Source organism: Psychrobacter sp. 5A.1 (assembly GCF_030407455.1).
Classification (GTDB): domain Bacteria; phylum Pseudomonadota; class Gammaproteobacteria; order Pseudomonadales; family Moraxellaceae; genus Psychrobacter.
The window spans coordinates 35,225-53,117 of record NZ_JASDDJ010000020.1 but is presented as its reverse complement, the minus strand read 5'-3'; the positions used below and the strand labels follow the sequence as shown (position 1 = coordinate 53,117).

The 17,893-nt window shown below is 43.6% G+C and carries 17 protein-coding genes; 7 read left to right on the top strand and 10 right to left on the bottom strand.

The window, feature by feature from the left end:
- The first annotated feature begins 384 nt into the window (after window positions 1-384).
- Complete coding sequence (locus QL982_RS06425) at window positions 385-1,650, top strand: tRNA pseudouridine(13) synthase TruD (RefSeq protein WP_290162550.1); 1,266 nt, start codon at window positions 385-387, stop codon at window positions 1,648-1,650.
- A gap of 82 nt (window positions 1,651-1,732) precedes the next feature.
- On the opposite strand, the gene QL982_RS06420 is transcribed toward QL982_RS06425, so the two are convergent.
- On the bottom strand, window positions 1,733-3,190 hold the full coding sequence (locus QL982_RS06420; protein WP_290162552.1) for a GGDEF domain-containing protein: 1,458 nt from the start codon (window positions 3,188-3,190) through the stop codon (window positions 1,733-1,735).
- Between the two features lie 509 nt (window positions 3,191-3,699).
- Window positions 3,700-4,575 carry a PHP domain-containing protein gene (locus QL982_RS06415; protein WP_290162554.1) on the bottom strand — a complete coding sequence of 292 codons (876 nt, stop codon included), beginning with the start codon at window positions 4,573-4,575 and terminating at the stop codon, window positions 3,700-3,702.
- Between the two features lie 332 nt (window positions 4,576-4,907).
- On the opposite strand from QL982_RS06415, the gene ispZ reads away from it, so the two are divergent.
- The 4 genes from ispZ to mnmC all read left to right on the top strand — a co-directional run bounded on the left by ispZ (window position 4,908) and on the right by mnmC (window position 8,459).
- Window positions 4,908-5,459 (top strand): septation protein IspZ, encoded by a 552-nt coding sequence (gene ispZ / locus QL982_RS06410; protein ID WP_290162556.1) that lies wholly within the window; start codon window positions 4,908-4,910, stop codon window positions 5,457-5,459.
- A 79-nt stretch (window positions 5,460-5,538) separates the two neighbouring features.
- Window positions 5,539-5,865, top strand: a complete 327-nt coding sequence (locus tag QL982_RS06405; protein ID WP_290162558.1) for a YciI family protein — start codon at window positions 5,539-5,541, stop codon at window positions 5,863-5,865.
- A gap of 62 nt (window positions 5,866-5,927) precedes the next feature.
- Window positions 5,928-6,275 carry a hypothetical protein gene (locus QL982_RS06400; protein WP_290162560.1) on the top strand — a complete coding sequence of 116 codons (348 nt, stop codon included), beginning with the start codon at window positions 5,928-5,930 and terminating at the stop codon, window positions 6,273-6,275.
- A 120-nt stretch (window positions 6,276-6,395) separates the two neighbouring features.
- Window positions 6,396-8,459, top strand: coding sequence for an FAD-dependent 5-carboxymethylaminomethyl-2-thiouridine(34) oxidoreductase MnmC (gene mnmC, locus QL982_RS06395; RefSeq protein ID WP_290162562.1), 2,064 nt, complete (start codon window positions 6,396-6,398; stop codon window positions 8,457-8,459).
- A 22-nt stretch (window positions 8,460-8,481) separates the two neighbouring features.
- Here the strand turns inward: mnmC and yiaA are convergent, their stop codons facing one another.
- Window positions 8,482-9,039: an inner membrane protein YiaA gene (yiaA, locus tag QL982_RS06390; RefSeq protein ID WP_290162564.1), complete on the bottom strand. Its 558-nt coding sequence runs from the start codon at window positions 9,037-9,039 to the stop codon at window positions 8,482-8,484.
- A 465-nt stretch (window positions 9,040-9,504) separates the two neighbouring features.
- Here yiaA and QL982_RS06385 point away from each other — a divergent pair, with 465 nt between their 5' ends.
- The gene (locus QL982_RS06385; protein WP_290162566.1) at window positions 9,505-10,146 is read left to right on the top strand and encodes a hypothetical protein; all 642 of its coding nucleotides are present in this window, start codon (window positions 9,505-9,507) and stop codon (window positions 10,144-10,146) included.
- A 99-nt stretch (window positions 10,147-10,245) separates the two neighbouring features.
- On the opposite strand, the gene QL982_RS06380 is transcribed toward QL982_RS06385, so the two are convergent.
- The 7 genes from QL982_RS06380 to ffh form a co-directional block, all read right to left on the bottom strand.
- A complete protein-coding gene (locus QL982_RS06380) occupies window positions 10,246-10,923 on the bottom strand; it encodes a DUF4112 domain-containing protein (RefSeq protein WP_290162567.1) in 678 nt (225 codons plus the stop codon).
- Window positions 10,916-11,833, bottom strand: coding sequence for a 4-hydroxybenzoate octaprenyltransferase (ubiA, locus tag QL982_RS06375; RefSeq protein ID WP_290162569.1), 918 nt, complete (start codon window positions 11,831-11,833; stop codon window positions 10,916-10,918). The genes QL982_RS06380 and ubiA overlap by 8 nt, the downstream gene beginning before the upstream one ends.
- A gap of 97 nt (window positions 11,834-11,930) precedes the next feature.
- Complete coding sequence (locus QL982_RS06370; RefSeq protein ID WP_290162571.1) at window positions 11,931-12,170, bottom strand: hypothetical protein; 240 nt, start codon at window positions 12,168-12,170, stop codon at window positions 11,931-11,933.
- Window positions 12,171-12,225: 55 nt separating this feature from the next.
- A complete protein-coding gene (locus tag QL982_RS06365) occupies window positions 12,226-13,125 on the bottom strand; it encodes a class I SAM-dependent methyltransferase (RefSeq protein WP_290162573.1) in 900 nt (299 codons plus the stop codon).
- A 49-nt stretch (window positions 13,126-13,174) separates the two neighbouring features.
- Window positions 13,175-14,017, bottom strand: a complete 843-nt coding sequence (locus QL982_RS06360) for an undecaprenyl-diphosphate phosphatase (protein WP_290162575.1) — start codon at window positions 14,015-14,017, stop codon at window positions 13,175-13,177.
- An 89-nt stretch (window positions 14,018-14,106) separates the two neighbouring features.
- On the bottom strand, window positions 14,107-14,799 hold the full coding sequence (gene tsaB, locus QL982_RS06355) for a tRNA (adenosine(37)-N6)-threonylcarbamoyltransferase complex dimerization subunit type 1 TsaB (protein ID WP_290162623.1): 693 nt from the start codon (window positions 14,797-14,799) through the stop codon (window positions 14,107-14,109).
- 274 nt (window positions 14,800-15,073) lie between these two features.
- Window positions 15,074-16,621 carry a signal recognition particle protein gene (gene ffh / locus QL982_RS06350; protein WP_290162577.1) on the bottom strand — a complete coding sequence of 516 codons (1,548 nt, stop codon included), beginning with the start codon at window positions 16,619-16,621 and terminating at the stop codon, window positions 15,074-15,076.
- 396 nt (window positions 16,622-17,017) lie between these two features.
- Here ffh and ccsA point away from each other — a divergent pair, with 396 nt between their 5' ends.
- Entirely contained in the window at window positions 17,018-17,809 is a 792-nt protein-coding gene (gene ccsA, locus QL982_RS06345; protein ID WP_290162579.1) for a cytochrome c biogenesis protein CcsA, read from the top strand.
- The last annotated feature ends 84 nt before the right edge of the window (window positions 17,810-17,893 follow it).

The following is a 17,893-nucleotide window of genomic DNA, read 5'->3' as shown; positions in this document are numbered from 1 at the left end:
GTGCTTTGTACTCAATAAAAAACTAGGTAATCCGCCACTTCAGTTTGATTTGCTTATTTCAAGTTGAGAGTGGGGTTTTTAACATGCTATCTATAGTTAATCCAGACTAAAAATACTACATACAGCCATAGCCCCCTGTTCTATTGATATAAAGTTTTCTCACTGGCTGTTCGTAAGCATGATAAAGGCTTCGAAAAATTCATCCCAGTAGAACCCTACGCTTTTTAAAATGGATCGACTATATTGATAGTAGCAAGCCCGCTGCGCACACGCTGTTTTTTTGTATGTTTGCTGCGTTGCAAAACGTAATTCTCGCGGCTCACCTAAAACCTCTATGACTATGACTTCCATTTTAAATTTACAATCAAAATAAAAGACTATTTTATGACTTATCCAGACAACTATATTGAAACGCCTACGATCTCTGACTCTGAACCACATTTGGAGAGCAAGCCAGTTGCGAATGCATCCGCTGATATAGCTGATATCGATATTACCGCTGCTGCAGATACTACGCAGTTGCCACAACCGATGCAGCCACCGTTAAAACGAGCAACTTATAAAGCAAATACTACAGATTTCATCGTTAATGAGCTATTGCCATTGGACTTCACAGGCGAAGGTGAACATCTATGGTTGCATATTGAAAAATCAGGAATGAATACTGCTTATTTGGCCAAACTACTATCAGAGTGGGCAGAGATTCCATTGCGTGATGTTGGATATTCAGGATTAAAGGATCGTCATGCACTAACGACCCAGTGGTTTAGCCTGCGCATACCAAAGAAACAATTACCAGCCACGGAGTTTGCACCGATAGACATTGGGGAGCATGAATCTGTCACCATTCTCGACCAGCATTGGCATAATAAAAAACTCAATCGCGGCACACACCGCGCCAATCAATTCGTGATTACCTTACGTGATATTCAGTTTGAAAATAGCGATACTGAAACACTAGAACCTGAGCAACGATTGTCTGCAAAAGAAACGGTCGAGCAGCACCTAGCGAGTATTAGTAAAAGCGGCGTACCCAATTATTTTGGTCCACAGCGTTTTGGCCGGCAAGGCAATAATATCAGAGAATCCTTATCACTGTTTGCTCGTCCACCACGAGCGCCTCGCCCATCGCCTAAAAAAAGCAAAAGCAAGCGTGCCCCACGCGAGCAAAACACGATGGAGCTGTCTGCTGCCCGCAGTTTGATATTCAATGAGATATTGGCAGCACGTGTACGAGATGGTAGCTGGAATACTGGCCTATCCGGTGAAGTGTTTAATTTGGATGGCTCAGGATCGATATTTACCAGTGAAGAGATAGATGACACATTACATGAACGAATGGCTAGTGGTGATATCCATCCAACGGCTGTGATGTGGGGTATAGACAATGACAAAGTCAGTAATGCGGCGGCAGACATTGAAAATGATACTGTACAACATAGCCTTTTATTGACGCAGTTAGCAGCAGGATTAGAGCAACGAGATATAAAGGCACAACGACGAGCGCTGCGTTTACCTATCGAAGCATTAACATGGGAATGGCATGATTCAGAAGAAGATTCGCAGACGCTTGTCTTAAGTTTCACGCTAACGACTGGCAGCTTTGCAACCAGCGTATTGGCAAGTTTGGTGCAGCAACTGGCGTCTTGATAAAAGAATTCACAGAAGATAAGACTGGCAGCTGATACGCACACAGTATTAGCTGATTACGTGGTTGCTGATGAATGGTTGGCTATCGCTTTTGATAGAGCGATAGCACGCCACAGTCTTTTTCGACCAACATATTGTTAGCACTTACGACTTGGTTGCGACCACGATGTTTGGCTTCATACAACGCCTTATCTGCCATACTGATCAAGCGTTGACAGATATCACTCGGCAGTTTTTGCATTGATCCAATATGACTCTCAGCGCGTTGACTGGCAATCGGTTTGATGAGAGGCAATGTCTGACCTAGGGTTTTTTTCTGTGAGATAGTCTTGTATCCTTGGACGATATCAGCGCGTTCTGCATGAGTTAAGGTATATAGCCCAAAGCTCGCCGTCACATTGAAATCAGGTATACCATTAGGACTGAAGATATGTTTGGCAATGCTTAGTCGCAATTGCTCGGCAATCAACATAGCGCACTCATGCCCCGTGTCTGGTAGGACAACCAAAAACTCTTCGCCACCGTAGCGGCTGATGATGGTCTCATCTGATAACGACTGCAATAGCGTTTGCGATACTTCCACCAAAACGTGATCACCCACATCATGACCATAATTATCATTGATTTGTTTGAACCAGTCCAAATCCAACAGCATCACGCTTAGGTCTTGATACTCTCGTACCGTGGACAAGGCATACTTCATTTTTTTCAGACCGTAGCGGCGGTTTTTTAGTTGAGTCAATTCATCCTGATTGGCATGTCGCATGGTTTCATGCTTACTGTCATCTAACACCAATAACAAAGCACGAAACATATACACCATAAAAATCGCTTTAGGTAGCGCTAAATATAAATGCGTCGAACGCCAAAAAAGTGCTGACGAGCGCTGTAGCGCACTAATACTGTCCCAATTCATGACGTTATTTTCAAAGGCTAAAGCCGCAACCGCATTCTCAGCAGCCATTATTTCGTTATAAGTTAAATAATTATGACTAGCAAGCATCGGATGAATAACGGATAACTGGCGTAGATTGGGCAGATTAATGCCAAAATAAGGGGACAGAATCGCCAGTAGCATCAGTACAATGTGTAGCCAAAACATACGCCAAGCATAGCGGCGCTTGATAAGCATCATGGCTAGCATCGCACCGCCCACCAGCGACACACCTGCAAACAAACTGCTGTACCCTATCATCACAATGACAGTGGAAATATAAGCGGTATAAACCAAGATCAAAGCGATCTGCCATTTGCTTAAGACACTGTCATTATTATTTTTCGAATAGTACAAGCATTTAACCATGCACAAAAAAAACAATCCGACTAAGCTTATCCCTAACCATAGTGGATACAGATAATTCATATTGACATAGCTATTGAGTGCATCTTGTCGCCACCAGACAAACAAACACCACAGCCAATGCAAGGACACTTCCATAATGATGAATAGTGCCAGCAGTAATGTTCTATCCACAGCCTGCCACTCAAAAATCATTTGAGAGAGTTTTTTATAGCCTAGATGGGATATCGATACAGCCATAAATGGGCTACCGCAGAGTATGAAAATTATTAGGCCATGTCCTCATTTTAAAAACGGTGAGCAAAATGAGAAAAATTGCCGTCAAACGAGGAAAATAGTGCAGATAATATCGGGATACTAACCAACTATTTGACGCTGTTGGGCAAAATTTAGCTATTTTTAGGCCATTTAGAGGACACGCCCTAAGTCAATATTATGATTATTTAGTAAACATCAAATGCATTAATCGAAAATAATCACTGATACGAACCTTTACCTTATACCATTTCCAAAAACATGAGTAGATAGAAAAAGAACGTTAATACTACATTTTGTAAACGTAGCGGTTTTAACGCCCTCAATCTCAGTTTTAGGGATATATATTATTAGTGTGACAACTTCTGCCTATATTATCAATCCATTTGACCTATCTATGCGTCAACATATGACGCCTTATTTTGGCTGATTTTTTAGCTGGTGGTATCATTTATATTGAACCGACTATAGAGTCAGTTAAAGACAGGTTAAAGTCACATTACAAAAGATGCCCAAACCCCTTGCTGGTCAGCATTCAAGACAGGCACATCGCCCAAACGTCGCCATGGCATATTGCTACCATGAAAGTCACTGCCGATGGATGCCGCCAGACCATGCTCAGCAATGCTACGATCAACCATTCGGCGAGTGCTGATTGGCTCACTGGTGGCTGGTAGCTCACAAGCATCGCCGCCCAGCTGCGCAAACTCTTCAATCAATTTACGCACGCGTGTCGCTGACAGTTGATAACGTGTGGGATGCGCGAGCACTGCCTTACCGCCACACTCATGGATCAAATCGATACCATGCTGCATCGTTAGTGCTTCGATCGCCACATAAGCAGGCTTGTTGTCCGCTAAATATTTATCAAAGGCTTTTTGAACCGTTTTGACTTCACCACGCTCAAACAGTACTTGCCCAATATGTGCGCGACCGACTGCTTGTGGATTGCCTCCTGCTTTATCGAGAACCGCTTGCCACAGCTCATCATAATTGATATCTAAGAGCTCACTCAATTTTTCGGCGATACGCTGACCACGCGTGGCGCGACTGTCTTGCAGTTGCTGCAGCGTTGCGTGCATTTTGTCTAAATCAGTAAAATCAAGCCCAAGGACATGGATAATCTTGTTGGTGGATTTATTTTTTCCATAGCCACCACTTAATGTATGCTCACAGCTGATTTCAACCCCATTAATGAGCTGCATATCGCAAGCAGTGGCAACAACTCTCGCTTCATCAATCCCTGCTAACGTGTCATGATCCGTCAATGCCAATACGTTGATGCCCGCTGCATGGGCGCGTTGTATGACTTCGGTCGGTGCATAAGTCCCATCCGAGCAAGTACTGTGACAATGTAAGTCGATTTTCATAAGGAAAGCCTTAAAATTTTAATAAAATAATCGTAAAAGAGAGGAATGCTAGCTGACAGTCGCTACCATTATGATTACTGGCGGCGCTGAATGCTTAAATGTTGAATGCTTAAATATTAAACGAATGCCTAAGTACAGAACACTTGGATTTGGCTGCGTATGACTGCTGTATTTAATGCTGATTTTGAGCTGGTATTCATACCATTAGGTTCAATCAAAGGTTATCGGTCTACAGGCTACTTATATCGCATGATTATCGTGTTGATTGCTTTTTTTTGAGGCAGTAGACGTGTAAACTACCGCATACGTTTTTGTTGGATACAACCTTTGCTATGAAAGCCTTATTAGACTTTATTCCCTTAATTGCCTTTTTTATCGCGGCTCGTTATAACGGTATTTTGGCAGCAGCAGGGGCTTTGCTCGTCGCTACTATTATCGTTTATGCCATTCATTTTATTCGTCAAAAAGGCAAGTTTGATAAGCAGCAATGGGTTGTCTTATTATTAACGATTGTATTCTGCGGTGGCACGTTACTCTTGCGTGACGATATTTACCTGCGCTGGAAGTCGCCAATTATCAATGGTATTTTTGCGTTGACGCTGTTCGTCAGTGCTGCTATTAATAAGCCATTGATGCAGCTTGCGATGAAAGAAGTATTTACGCTGACACTTAGCGGTTGGAAAAAACTTACGGTTGCTTGGGCGTTGTTTTTTACACTGATGGCTGTACTGCATTATATCACAGCGTTCACAATGTCAGATGAGGCATGGATCAACTTTAAGACCTATGGCTGGATTCCGATTATGTTGGTGTTTGTCATCGCTCAGTTTGCTGTACTAAAAAAGCACTTAAACCCTGCTCTGACGGACAAAACCACCAAATAGTTTCTGTCAGTGCCATGGTCGAATATCAAACACGCCCGAAGCCCATTATTACTTTTTTCTTATTCTCAAAGGAAGTCTCATGTCTTTATTTGCCATCATTGGTCATGACGTGGCTAATAGCAGCGCACAACGTCAGATTACCCGTACTGAACATATCGAACGTCTAAAATTGTTAAATCAACAAGGCCGCCTCATTATCGCAGGTCCAACGCCTATCGAACACGGCAAGAATGATATGTCAGGCAGCTTAATCATTGCTGATTTTGACTCTATTGACGCAGCACAAGCATGGGCAAACGATGAGCCTTACTTACGTGATGGTGTGTATAGTCACGTTGATATCAAGCCATTTGTTCAAGCACTGCCAGCACCAACCGATCGTACTGATCAAGTTGCCGCATCGTGAGTCAGTGTGCCTCCTATTCAAATCATTGGTGTTACAAAAGCGGCTTTATAGGCCTAATATTAATGGCAGCAGTCTCAGCGCATGCTACATCGATAGCACCTGCTATTGATCCAGCTAACCCTTTAGCAGCAAGCGCTTTGCCAACAAGAAACTCGACACTAGATATCAATAATACCTTAACGGCACAATTGCAACCGTCCAATAAAGCATTGTCAGCGGCCAATCAAGAGTTGCTCAGTCGCAATGCACAATTGCAGCGCCAAGTGAATGATTTGCAAACACAAGTGAATGTGTTGGTCTACGAAAGTAAAGGTCAGTTATTTTTATACGGTGCCTTTACCGTTTTGATAAGCTTATTGGTCGGTATTTTTGTTTCTTGGCTCGTGTTTGTTCGCCGTCAGCGTTGGTAGAATAAGGCGTGCAAGCGACACATTAGGGCCTGCCATCAATCTGAACCCTCTGTCGATACTGCTGTTCACCTCCCTGTTGCTGACTTTATTATAGCTACTGATATCCCTAAGAAGTGCCTCATGTCTATCGCTCATTGCAACAAGTCTGAACCCTTAAACGTTATCACGCCTGCCAAAATTGACTGGCAAATGGATGATACTGGCAATATGGTGCCAGTATCAGGGGAGTTTGGGGATGTGTACTTCTCTCATGCGGATGGTTTAGCAGAGTCACGCTATGTGTTTTTGGCGCATAATCGACTACCAGAACGACTGGCATGCCTTGCACCAAAGCAATGCTTTACGATTGCTGAATTGGGATTTGGTACAGGACTCAATCTATTAGCCACTTGGCTGCTATGGCGACAGTTACGAGAGACTCATCCACAGTTAGCAACGGCTCGTCTACATTTTATTACTACTGAAAAATTCCCCATACCACTTGCTGATTTGACTCACATACTGGCATTATGGGGTCAGCGCGCGCCTGAGCTTGTCGCATTGATTGCGCCTCTTTTGGCCGCCTACCCACCCCTGATTGCCGGTTGTCATCGTTTAAATTTCTTTGATGACAATTTGACCGTTGATATGTGGTTTGGTGATGCTGCTGAGAGCTTGGCCAAGTTAGCACTAGATACTTCCATAAAGCCTACACCCTGCGTTAACGCATGGTTTTTAGATGGCTTTGCCCCTTCTTGTAATAGCACCTTATGGGCAGAAGATATCTTTACGCAGATAGAGCGCTTATCCTGCCCAAATACCACCGCTGCGACCTATAGCAGTGCAGGTGTTGTTAAACGTGGGCTAAGAGAGCATGGCTTTGAGATTAACAAGGTAAAAGGCTTTGGGCGAAAGAACCAAATGCTAACAGCGGTTATGACTGATGCTGTCTGTTTATCTGAAACTAATAGTCAGAGCAAGCCTGCTAACAGTACATACAATACTCCTGCTCATAGCAACCTCAAGCCTGATCATAGTATCGTTATTGGTGCTGGTGTCTCAGGATTGCTAACGGCTTGGGCACTTGCCAATCGCGGTATCAAAGTCACGTTGCTAGACAAATCAGCGCCATTGGCAGGTGCGTCAGGCAATCCTCGGGCATTGCTTGCGCCCAAAATGACACCGATTCATCATGTCGATGAGCATCTACACACCATGGGTTATCTCTACAGTAGCAGACTCTATCGTGTGCTGAATGAAATAGCTGCACAGCAAAATATAGCAGCCATACTAGAGCCAACGGGTGCGCTCGATTTACTGATAAAAGCCAATATCGGCACAGCGCAAATTGCAGATTATCCTGATGAGATGGCAACCACGTTGTCGCTTACGCAGGCGCAGGATGCGAGCGGTTTAAAGACGCAGGATGTATCGGATAACCTATATCTACCACAGTCAGGCTTGGTCAATCCACAAGCCTTAAAAGAGACGATTCTGACCCATCCACTCATTCATTTTCAGCAGTTAGCCGTCAATAATATTAGCGAGATGGAAAGTCATATTTGTGTTGAAGGGTATGATCAAAATCAACAAGTAATATCTATAAATGCTGATAATGTGGTGGTTTGTGCAGCGTTTGAGAGCCATCAATTAGATAAGCGTATTTTTGATTGTCGCAAAATTCGCGGTCAGCTCTCATGGTTCACCCCTACAGCCAAACAACTCGCCAGCCTACCTAAAATACCGCTCAAATATAGTGGTTACTGTACGCTATTCACCGCACAAACGGGCGATGGACAGTTAAACGATGTCATAGAGTGCAGCCCTCAGTTTTTACTAGGTGCGAGCTTTATCCGTAACGATACAAGCACAGATATACGCGATGAGGAACATCAGATTAGCCGTGACAAGCTGGTCACTGCCATTCCTGAGCTGGCGTCGGTTGTGCCAACAGATATGAGCTTATGGCAAGGACGGGCTGGCATTCGTACTCAGACGCCTGATTACCATCCCATCGTAGGATCATTAAGTAACAGCGAACGCATCTGGGTAATGAGTGCGATGGGTGCTAAAGGCTATGCCATTGCACCACTATGCGCTGAAGCATTAGTCGATATGATGCTAGGCTCGTTTACGCCTTTATCGACCGCGATGCTAGCACGCCTTTCACCCAACCGTACGCGCTTGCAGACACCGCTGACTTAATTGTTTCTTTTAGTCGAAGGCTTTACTCATTGCCTTCCATTTTAGATTTAACTGCACCAAAAAGTGACTTTCCAGACTCAGAGTGGTTCCTAATTTCTTTAGTAATATCTATTCCACTATTCTCATTAAATCCTGTTATAGGTGTAATCAGTTTGCGAACTTGCTCCTCATCACGAGTGTTTTTTTGAATGGTGACGGCTGCAAATAAGCTCAGCGTAAACGCCATCATATAAAAACCTCTCTCACTCAATATTAGCCCCTCTGCATTTACGAGTCCAATCACAATGAGGGCAATAGATAATCCCAAAGCAGCCCAACTTATCATGTAATACAAATTAGTCGTTGGAATACCTTCTGCACGATCACGGAGTGTTTTTTGTAAACTAATGGCTGCATACAAACCAAGCGCTAAAACAGCTAGATAGTAGCCTTTTTCATTTAGCAACATGCTTTGTGCATTCCATAACCCAATCAAATATGCCAATACGCCTATTAGCATCGCACCCCAAGAGATACCTACATAAGTAGCTGTTGGCTTATAAGCTTCTAGCTGACTTCTAGTAGTTGTGTCGTTATTCATTACTATTCCTAAGTGTATGTAGACTAACATTTAATAACGAAGCACGACATTTATCGACCTCCGTTTTCTTTAACATAACCCAATCGTATTATGTTGTAAGCTAAAATGTCTACTGATAAATCAAATACCGATTCATAAGTCAAACTAGATACCCGATGTTTTATGATAAAACATTCATAATGACAGCCCGTCAAATTGAGTATCACTCTATATCAATACGTCCAGACGCCTTGTTAACCTATTCTAAAAACTTGCCATTTGAAACAGTTTTGACCATTATACTTATTAACGACACGTTGATATTCGACAATTAGTAAGAGACTTACTTAAATAAGCATAGATATTTTATTAAAAAGTATGGTGGTGAGCTAAAGTTAGTTATTATGATCAGTACTTAATATACAAACTGCCTTGTACCATTTACTGTGCGTAAATAAAGCACACTTATTGGATAATCACCTTATTATGAACAACCTTACTTTAACCCCACTAAAATCCCAGTCTTACTATAAAGTAATTCCTGTTGTTCTCTTTAGTGCACTGCTACTGACTGCCTGCCAAAAAGATCCAGAACCTGAAGCAATCAATGACGCTACAGCTGCGGCTGAAACTTCAACGCAAACAACGCCAGTGACGACAAATATTAATGTCAATGCAGCTGAAGATAGCAGCGCTGATGACGCTCAGAATGTCACGCAGACTGACATTGATTCAGAGCGCGATATGAGCTTAACGGAGTTAGAAAAAGACCTTGGAAATACCGTTACTACTTCAAATGATGTCGCTGAAACACCCAATCCAGAGCAAGCCATCAAAGGTGCACAAATCACGGATGTCCGTTATAAAAATGCAGCAGGTGAAACCTTATCTGTGGTCTTTGAGACGTCGGCATCTGGTATGCTAAACGCTATTGTCACCCTACCTAATAAACCAAAAATGACCTTAAGCGCACCCGAAGGCCAAGGCAACAATCCCACCTATCAGTCAAACGATGGTAGCATTCAGCTGGTGAGTCATGCTGGCGGCGGCACCGTTGACCTCGTTCAAAACAAGAAAGTCACCAGCTTTGATGCGGTCAGTGCAGAAGCAGAAGTCATCACTGAGTAATATCTGAACCTTAACATTTATAAAAATTTGCCATAAAAAAGGCGGCATACGTTACGATTAAATAGTAACGTGTGTCGCCTTTTTGCTTACTCTTTTATTTTAGCCAAACCCGGTGGTTTGCCCGAATAGACTGACCAACCAACTTATCATTGCCCATAATCCCCAACCAACCACCACAATGACGATTAATCCTAAAATGTCAGGGATATGCAGGTACAGCCAAGCGGCGATTGGAGTACGCCAAAAAAAACCAAAACGACTTTGCTGTTGCTTATCTTCTAGTGATTGATGTAAAAATGGTCGATCCATATGCATCGTTTCGGTGATGCCATACTCATCATGTAGATGCTCGTGCACGATACCCAATGTCTTACGACTCGGACGAATAAATATATCGAGCAATGTCCCAATACCAGGCACGATACCTACTACCATATCAATCAATGCCAATCTGACAGCCGGCGTCATCTTATGTGCTGGCACACCCAATTGACGACCCAATATAAACGCATAGCTCGTCAGTGCCAATCCTGCCAAATCGCCCGCCAACGGAATGGTTGAAAGCGCGGCATCCGCACCCATACCTTGTTTAGTAAACGGTATCCGTACTAACGAATCCATTGTATTGGCAAACTTTGCCAGTTTACGCTCGGTCGCAATGACTTGCTCGCGTGTCAGCCCATGCTCAGCCAACCTTGCCTGATAATCGATTTCAGATATATTGGCATCAGATGATTTCTGCATTTTTAATTTTGACATTGTATCCACTTCATCCATTGAGCGTCGTCCATACACAAGCGATGGTAATGAAAGCAAAGACGTAACGTCCTACCCAAATATTAGCCAAAAACGCCTGAAAGCAAGCCAATGCATTGTAGCTAGCACAAGCACTGTTTTGCTTGGCAAACATCATAGCGACTAATGCCAAACCAAATACTGGCGTAACACCCAACGTAGTCGGCGCAAAATAGTGCCACATGACCACGCCCATAATAAGCAAAAACAACGTTTGTAGTAGCGAGATGATAATCACATCATAGCGACCAAATAATATCGCCGTTGATTTTACCCCAATTTTCAAATCGTCCTCGCGGTCAGCCATGGCATATTGCGTATCATAAGCCACCGTCCAGCACATATAGGCTAAAAACAATAACCAACACCAGATATCAGGAGCACCTTGTACGGCCACATAAGCCATCGGTATCGCCCAACCAAAAGCTGCTGCTAAAAACACTTGCGGCAAATGTGTATAACGTTTCATAAAGGGATAAATGAACGCCAATATAACGGCACCAAGCGACCAATAAAACACGGTAATAGGTAAGAAAAACAACAGGCTGGCACTTAGTAGCACCAACACCAAAAACGCAGCGACGGCTTCTCTACCTGATAAGCGCCCGTCAGCTAATGGGCGTCCTTTGGTACGGGTCACATGGCCATCTACTTTTCGATCAGCAAAATCATTAATCGCACAACCAGCCGCGCGCATAAAAATCGCACCGAGGGCAAATATTATAAATATTTTGAGGCTTGGCAAACCTGCTGTCATGCCTTGCTGCTGCGCTTGACCCATCGCAGCCAGCAGCACACCCCATAATGTTGGCCATAGCAGCAATTCAATGCCCACTGGCTTATCAAAACGGGTTAGTTGGATGTAGGCCTGTAATTTGTCTTTAAATGTCATGGCTTTCTATTATCGTCAATATAATATGTTGTGTGCGTGTTTATAGACTTTGCTAAGAGCGCCTAGAATGACTGCTTAATGAACTGACTGCTGGCTACTAAACTTGTTTCCATAATCGATTGGCATCGACCAGCGACAGCTCAGGATACTGTTTGCGCAACGCTTTCAGCGCAGGGACTTTATCTTTCTTCGATGCTTGCTGACGCAAAAATGCCAATTGCTCTTGTGGATTGCTCAATTCTTTTAGTCGTGCTTCAAGCCGAAGAATTCGTGTGCGCAGCAGGATATTAATCAATAACAATCCTGCACCCATGACCCAAATGATTAGCGTTGACATTCCTTGCTCCTAAATCCATTAGTTCCGATAAACAATCGCTATCAAACAATCACTATCAAACAAAGTACCCATCAAAACGTACTGCTTCATTATGCCAGCTTTCATTGGGTTGTTGGCTTGCTAACAATGGCGCATGCTGAGGACGTTTTACGATAACGCGCCCAGAGTGCTGCGCATATTTACTGACAACAGCTTTTGCAGATGCTAGCAACTGGCATTCTTCGTCCAATGTTGGAGGGCTTGCCAATTGATGCAATGCTTGCATGTGCTTACCAACTTTAGCACCCTTGCCTGTCTTGCTATCTTGGTAGCTATCCTCTGGAAACATAGGGTCCAGATAGACGACATCGATGACGTTACTCTCGCTAGTGTCTGACTCAACGTCTAGTCCTTCAAAATAACTAAGCGCATCCGTATTTATGATATGTAAACGTGACATCAGCTTTTGCCAATTCGGCAACGTACTCATGCGCTGCTGCTCTACAAGTAGGAGCAATGCCATCAAAGGCTGCTGCTCAAGCATGATGACTTGGGCACCTGTACTGCCCAATATCAAGCTATCATGCCCAAAACCCGCCGTCGCATCAATGATGCAGCTATCCGATGTGAGCTTGGCAGCTTGCAATAGCAATTCAGACTTTCGTCCTGCACTCACCACACGACGTTGCAGTTTGTCCCACTCTGGTGCGACACTCAACCCATCACTAAGCCATGATAGTTTATTTTTATCGTCCAATAACAAAATAGCTTGAATGGCTGTTTGGCTTAATTGCTGACGACGCTTTTGCGTTAACTTATCGACAGACAACTCAGCTTTTAATTCGATTGGTAATCGGTGCTGCTCTATCAATACTTGCAAGCTATCTACTTGCTCTTGCTGCGACTCACTCACATAGAGTAACTGGCATTGCATAAAGGCATTAGCCTGTTTAGAAGCGTGTGGCAAACTACTCATGACTACCCTCTTTTTTACTGCTCATAAGGCCATCGACCATCGTGATGGCTTAACCTGCCATTTGATAACCAAAGCCCCAAGCGGCGACCAATACGACGATACCAGTGATGATGCGTAACCAAGCAAAGATCGTAAAGTCACGACGGCTCACCCATGCTACTAGCAGGCGAATACAGAGTAAAGCGACGATAAACGACACGATGGTGCCGATGCCCAGTACTAACCAATCTTCACTGTTGGTCAATACATCACCATGTTTGATTAAGTCTAATAATGCCGCGCCTACGATAACTGGAATACCTAAAAAGAATGAAAACTCTGCTGACGCTTTGCGCGAGACACCAAGCCACAGTGCACCAATAATAGTCGCACCCGAGCGTGACGTCCCTGGTATGAGTGCTAGACATTGAAGCAGACCAATCATCAGCGCAGTTTTCATGCTGACGTCTTCTGCCTCCTCTGCAATGACCGTCTTAGGGCATTTTTCTACATAAAATATCAGCAGACCGCCGATGATAAGCATAATCGCGACAACGATTGGATTAAATAAATAAGCTTTAATCTCATCAGCGAAGGTAAAGCCAACGATCATCACAGGAATGGTGGCGACAATTAGGCTAAGTCCCAGCTGTCTTGGATTGGTCATGCCTTCTGCTTTACCTGTTAGCAACCCCATAAGCGCTTGCCATAGTCTGCCCCAATAATCATAGATAACGGCCAAGATAGCACCCAGCTGCACGACAACGACAAACAAGTCGACCTTTTCTTTGGTCCAAAAGCCCATCACATCTGCTGATAAAATTAGGTAGCCAGTGCTAGAGATGGGTAAAAATTCAGTGATACCTTCAACGATACCCATGATGACAGCTTGAATTAATAAAATGATATCCACGGTGGCTTTCCTAGATACAGACCTATTGGTTAGTACAGTTTTTAGTGTGTTGTTATATTTTACGTAGCGCTAAAAATGATGGGGATTGACTACGCTTTGCCTTGCTCTTTAAGGGTTTTCCAAGCTTGGTTACGTAAGTATTTTGGTAAAGCCTGCGATGCTTCGGTCCCACCTACCGCCATAAACTGGGCGATACCGAGCTGACCGATAACTACTGCATCCGGCGACACGTCTTCATGAAAAATCTGATTATCATGCAACGTTAATAGGCCTGAGCCATTACCGACGATGGCTATATCGAGTATAGTCTGACGGTCATAATCTAACAGCTGCTCGGTGCTATCGCTATCATTGGCCAAGACTGGCTGCATAATGGCTGCTTCACTATCGATTACTGCATACTGCCCAAAATACACTTGCTGCATACGGGCATCAAGCGCGCTATATACTTGCGTCAGACCATACTGCTGATACGCACACTGTGCAATTGCTTGCAAGCTTGAGACGCCCACACAGGGAATATCATGTGCCACAGACAATGCCTGTACTACAGCTGTATTAATGCGGATACCACTAAATGCACCAGGCCCTCGATTGAATATTAATGCCTGTATATCAGCAAGCTTTAATTGCGCTTCGGATAAGGCTGCATCAATCATTGGCAAAATTTGCTGAGTCTGCTGGCGCTTACCTGTTTCGGTATGACTCGATAGCACCTGACCATTCGAATCCAAAATTGCGATTGAGCACTGATCAAACACGGTATCCATTGCTAAAAACATCATAACCTCGGCTTGTACTTTTGGTGTTCTAAATTGGCTTGTCAGCTTTTAATCATTTTTTATAACGATTTATCATTTGTACATTGTAAAAATACTGACAGAATAAAACAGCGCCTATCATAGCATTTAGGGTACACGTATTTTATCAATTTCTACGTTTTTCATACTTTATCCATAAGGGCTTGACCAAATTAAAAGAAAAGAAAAAACCTCAAAACCGTGTCAGTTTTGAGGTTTCCATCAGCAAATCATAGACAATACAGTCAGCTATTATTTAAAAGCGCGTTTTAAACTTCTTTGGTGCTTGGCTTTGCATTTCTTGCATTTGCTTTTGCATCTCTTCGGTGCTTGGCATGTTATTTGGATCAAGGCCCATTTGCTTTGCCATTTGCTCTGGATTCACATCCTTTGCGCCGCCTTGTTGACCGCCACCGAATAGTGGGCCACCACCGCCGCCACCTGCTCCGCCGCCGCCCATCAATCCTTGCATAGACTTCATCATTTTACTGATGCCTTCAGGCTTGGAGATCATTTTCATCATTTTGGCCATTTGCTTATGTTGCTTGAGCAAACGATTGACGTCTTGAATCTCGTGGCCAGAACCAGCAGCAATACGACGCTTACGGCTTGGATTAATCTTATCAGGATTTTTACGCTCAAATGGTGTCATAGAATTGATTAACGCTTCCATTTCACGCACTTTTTCTTCTGGCTTGGCATCTTCGACTGCTTTTTGCATGTCAGATCCGCCCATACCTGGCATCTTGTCTAAAAATCCTGCCATGCCGCCCATACTTTTCATTTGCTGGAACTGCGTCAAGAGATCCTCAAGGTCGAATTCGCCGCCCTTTTGCATCTTTTTCGCCATTTTTTCGGCTTTATCACGGTCGATTTTTTGCTCGACTTCTTCCACCAAACTCAGTACATCACCCATGCCAAGAATACGCTGAGCAATACGTTCAGGATGGAACAGCTCTAACTCATCTAACTTCTCACCGCGACCTAAAAACTTAATGGGCTTGCCTGTAATAGCACGTACAGAAAGTGCAGCACCACCGCGTGCATCACCATCCGTTTTGGTCAGAATAACACCCGTCAACGGTAGCGCATCATTAAAAGCTTTGGCGGTATTGGCAGCATCTTGACCTGTCATTGCATCAACGACAAACAGCGTCTCAGACGGATTGACAGCAGCAGTCAGCGCCTTAATCTCATCCATCATCGTGTCATCAATATGTAGACGACCCGCCGTATCGATGATCAAAATATCTTGATATTGGATTTTTGCTTCTTCGATAGCACGTAGCGCGATATCGATTGGATTTTCATCAGCGCTCGAATTCACAAATTTAGCGTTGACCTGACCTGCTACTTGCTCAAGCTGCTTGATGGCGGCTGGACGATAGACGTCAGCTGAAACCAACATGACTTTTTTCTTATGACGCTCTTGTAAAAACTTGGCCAACTTACCAGCGGTGGTGGTTTTACCCGCACCTTGCAAACCTGCAAGCAAATAAACAACAGGTGGCTTACCCGTCATCTCTAACTGTTGGTTGGCACTGCCCATCATCTCAGTCAATTCGTCATGGACGATTTTGACAAAGGCTTGGCCTGGGGCAAGCTCTTTAAGCACCTCAGCGCCAAGTGCTTGCTCTTTGACGCGTTTTACGAAATCACGAGTGACAGGCAGCGCCACATCGGCTTCTAACAGCGCCATACGCACTTCACGTAGGGTGTCTTTGATATTGTCTTCGGTCAATTGCCCCGTGCCGACGATATTGCGCAGGCTCGACGATAAGCGTTCTGTTAAGGTATCAAACATAAATAACTCTCAATTAAAATAGTACTCAATTAAAATAACTTTGAATCAAACCATTCAAATGGTTCATAAATAATATTAGGTTACACTATAAAATATTAGGATATTTCGTGATAAGAAATATTATAAAAAATCATATTATCAATACTATAGCATCAACATGGCTCAAAACTTATAGGTGTTCCGCAAACCGCATGGCTCTTAGATTTATAGACTACTTACTGTATATATGGTTATGTGCATCCTAGCCAATCATTTATAAGGAATACACAAGAAGGTGCTCAACTGGCTACCATTTTATGATAAATTGGTCGATTATTCTAATCATTCTGATAATACCACTTTAGCGACACATTGAGCGGCCAGTTTACGCTCAGTATAAGATGAGGCTTTTTATCTGTGCACCTTGCATTCTTACTTGCTAGCATGGCTTATATCTTAGTCAGCATCCATATTGGTTGGGCGCTGGCTCAGGATAAGCCTATCCACAAAAGCGTCAGTTTAGGCCTATTTCTAGTCGGTATGGCCGCCCATGCGACACTACTCTATCCATATGTCGTGACGCTATATGGTCTGAATTTCAACTTGTTTAATATCATCAGCCTGACCAGTTTATTTTTCTTATTCTTTTATTTGTTGTTTTGTTTATATCGCCCGATTCTTAGCCTTGGTATCTTAGCTGCACCCACTGCACTGATCGGTATGACCGTCGGCTATATCGGTCGTGCGCCTTATCAGCCGCTGACGGATATCAGCATCGGGCTTGAGACTCATATCCTATTATCACTAGCTGCCTATTGTGTGCTACTGATGGCGGCGGTACAAGCGCTATTTTTACGTCTACAAATCCGCGAGCTAAAGCATCATACCATTCATCGCTTTTGGGTCAATAAACTCCCCTCACTACAAAGTATGGAAAGCTTATTGTTCGATATGCTTTTGGTGGGCTTTGTCTTGCTCAGTATTGCGCTCGGCATTGGATTTGTCTATGTGCAAGACCTGATGGCACAACACATTGTCCATAAGACCGTCTTTAGCCTGCTCTCATGGTTATTATTTGGCACACTACTATTTGGTAGTTGGCGTGCAGGGTGGCGTGGCAAACGTGCTGCCAACATTACTATTTATGCCTTTATTCTACTGGCCATTGGTTTTGTCGGTAGCAAGTTTGTTTTAGAGATGCTGCTATAAAACCAGCAAAAATATTGCGGTCGGCAGTAATATTTATTCCTGCCGACTGGCATCGTATTAGATAAGTCTTCTATTTCTTCTATT

Bases quoted from the DNA above. Each gene is read 5' to 3' on its own strand.
- QL982_RS06425 (WP_290162550.1), top strand. From the start codon at position 385: ATGACTTATCCAGACAACTATATTGAAACGCCTACGATCTCTGACTCT.
- QL982_RS06420 (WP_290162552.1), bottom strand. From the start codon at position 3,190: ATGGCTGTATCGATATCCCATCTAGGCTATAAAAAACTCTCTCAAATG.
- QL982_RS06415 (WP_290162554.1), bottom strand. From the start codon at position 4,575: ATGAAAATCGACTTACATTGTCACAGTACTTGCTCGGATGGGACTTAT.
- ispZ (WP_290162556.1), top strand. From the start codon at position 4,908: ATGAAAGCCTTATTAGACTTTATTCCCTTAATTGCCTTTTTTATCGCG.
- QL982_RS06405 (WP_290162558.1), top strand. From the start codon at position 5,539: ATGTCTTTATTTGCCATCATTGGTCATGACGTGGCTAATAGCAGCGCA.
- QL982_RS06400 (WP_290162560.1), top strand. From the start codon at position 5,928: ATGGCAGCAGTCTCAGCGCATGCTACATCGATAGCACCTGCTATTGAT.
- mnmC (WP_290162562.1), top strand. From the start codon at position 6,396: ATGTCTATCGCTCATTGCAACAAGTCTGAACCCTTAAACGTTATCACG.
- yiaA (WP_290162564.1), bottom strand. From the start codon at position 9,039: ATGAATAACGACACAACTACTAGAAGTCAGCTAGAAGCTTATAAGCCA.
- QL982_RS06385 (WP_290162566.1), top strand. From the start codon at position 9,505: ATGAACAACCTTACTTTAACCCCACTAAAATCCCAGTCTTACTATAAA.
- QL982_RS06380 (WP_290162567.1), bottom strand. From the start codon at position 10,923: ATGGATGAAGTGGATACAATGTCAAAATTAAAAATGCAGAAATCATCT.
- ubiA (WP_290162569.1), bottom strand. From the start codon at position 11,833: ATGACATTTAAAGACAAATTACAGGCCTACATCCAACTAACCCGTTTT.
- QL982_RS06370 (WP_290162571.1), bottom strand. From the start codon at position 12,170: ATGTCAACGCTAATCATTTGGGTCATGGGTGCAGGATTGTTATTGATT.
- QL982_RS06365 (WP_290162573.1), bottom strand. From the start codon at position 13,125: ATGAGTAGTTTGCCACACGCTTCTAAACAGGCTAATGCCTTTATGCAA.
- tsaB (WP_290162623.1), bottom strand. From the start codon at position 14,799: ATGTTTTTAGCAATGGATACCGTGTTTGATCAGTGCTCAATCGCAATT.
- ffh (WP_290162577.1), bottom strand. From the start codon at position 16,621: ATGTTTGATACCTTAACAGAACGCTTATCGTCGAGCCTGCGCAATATC.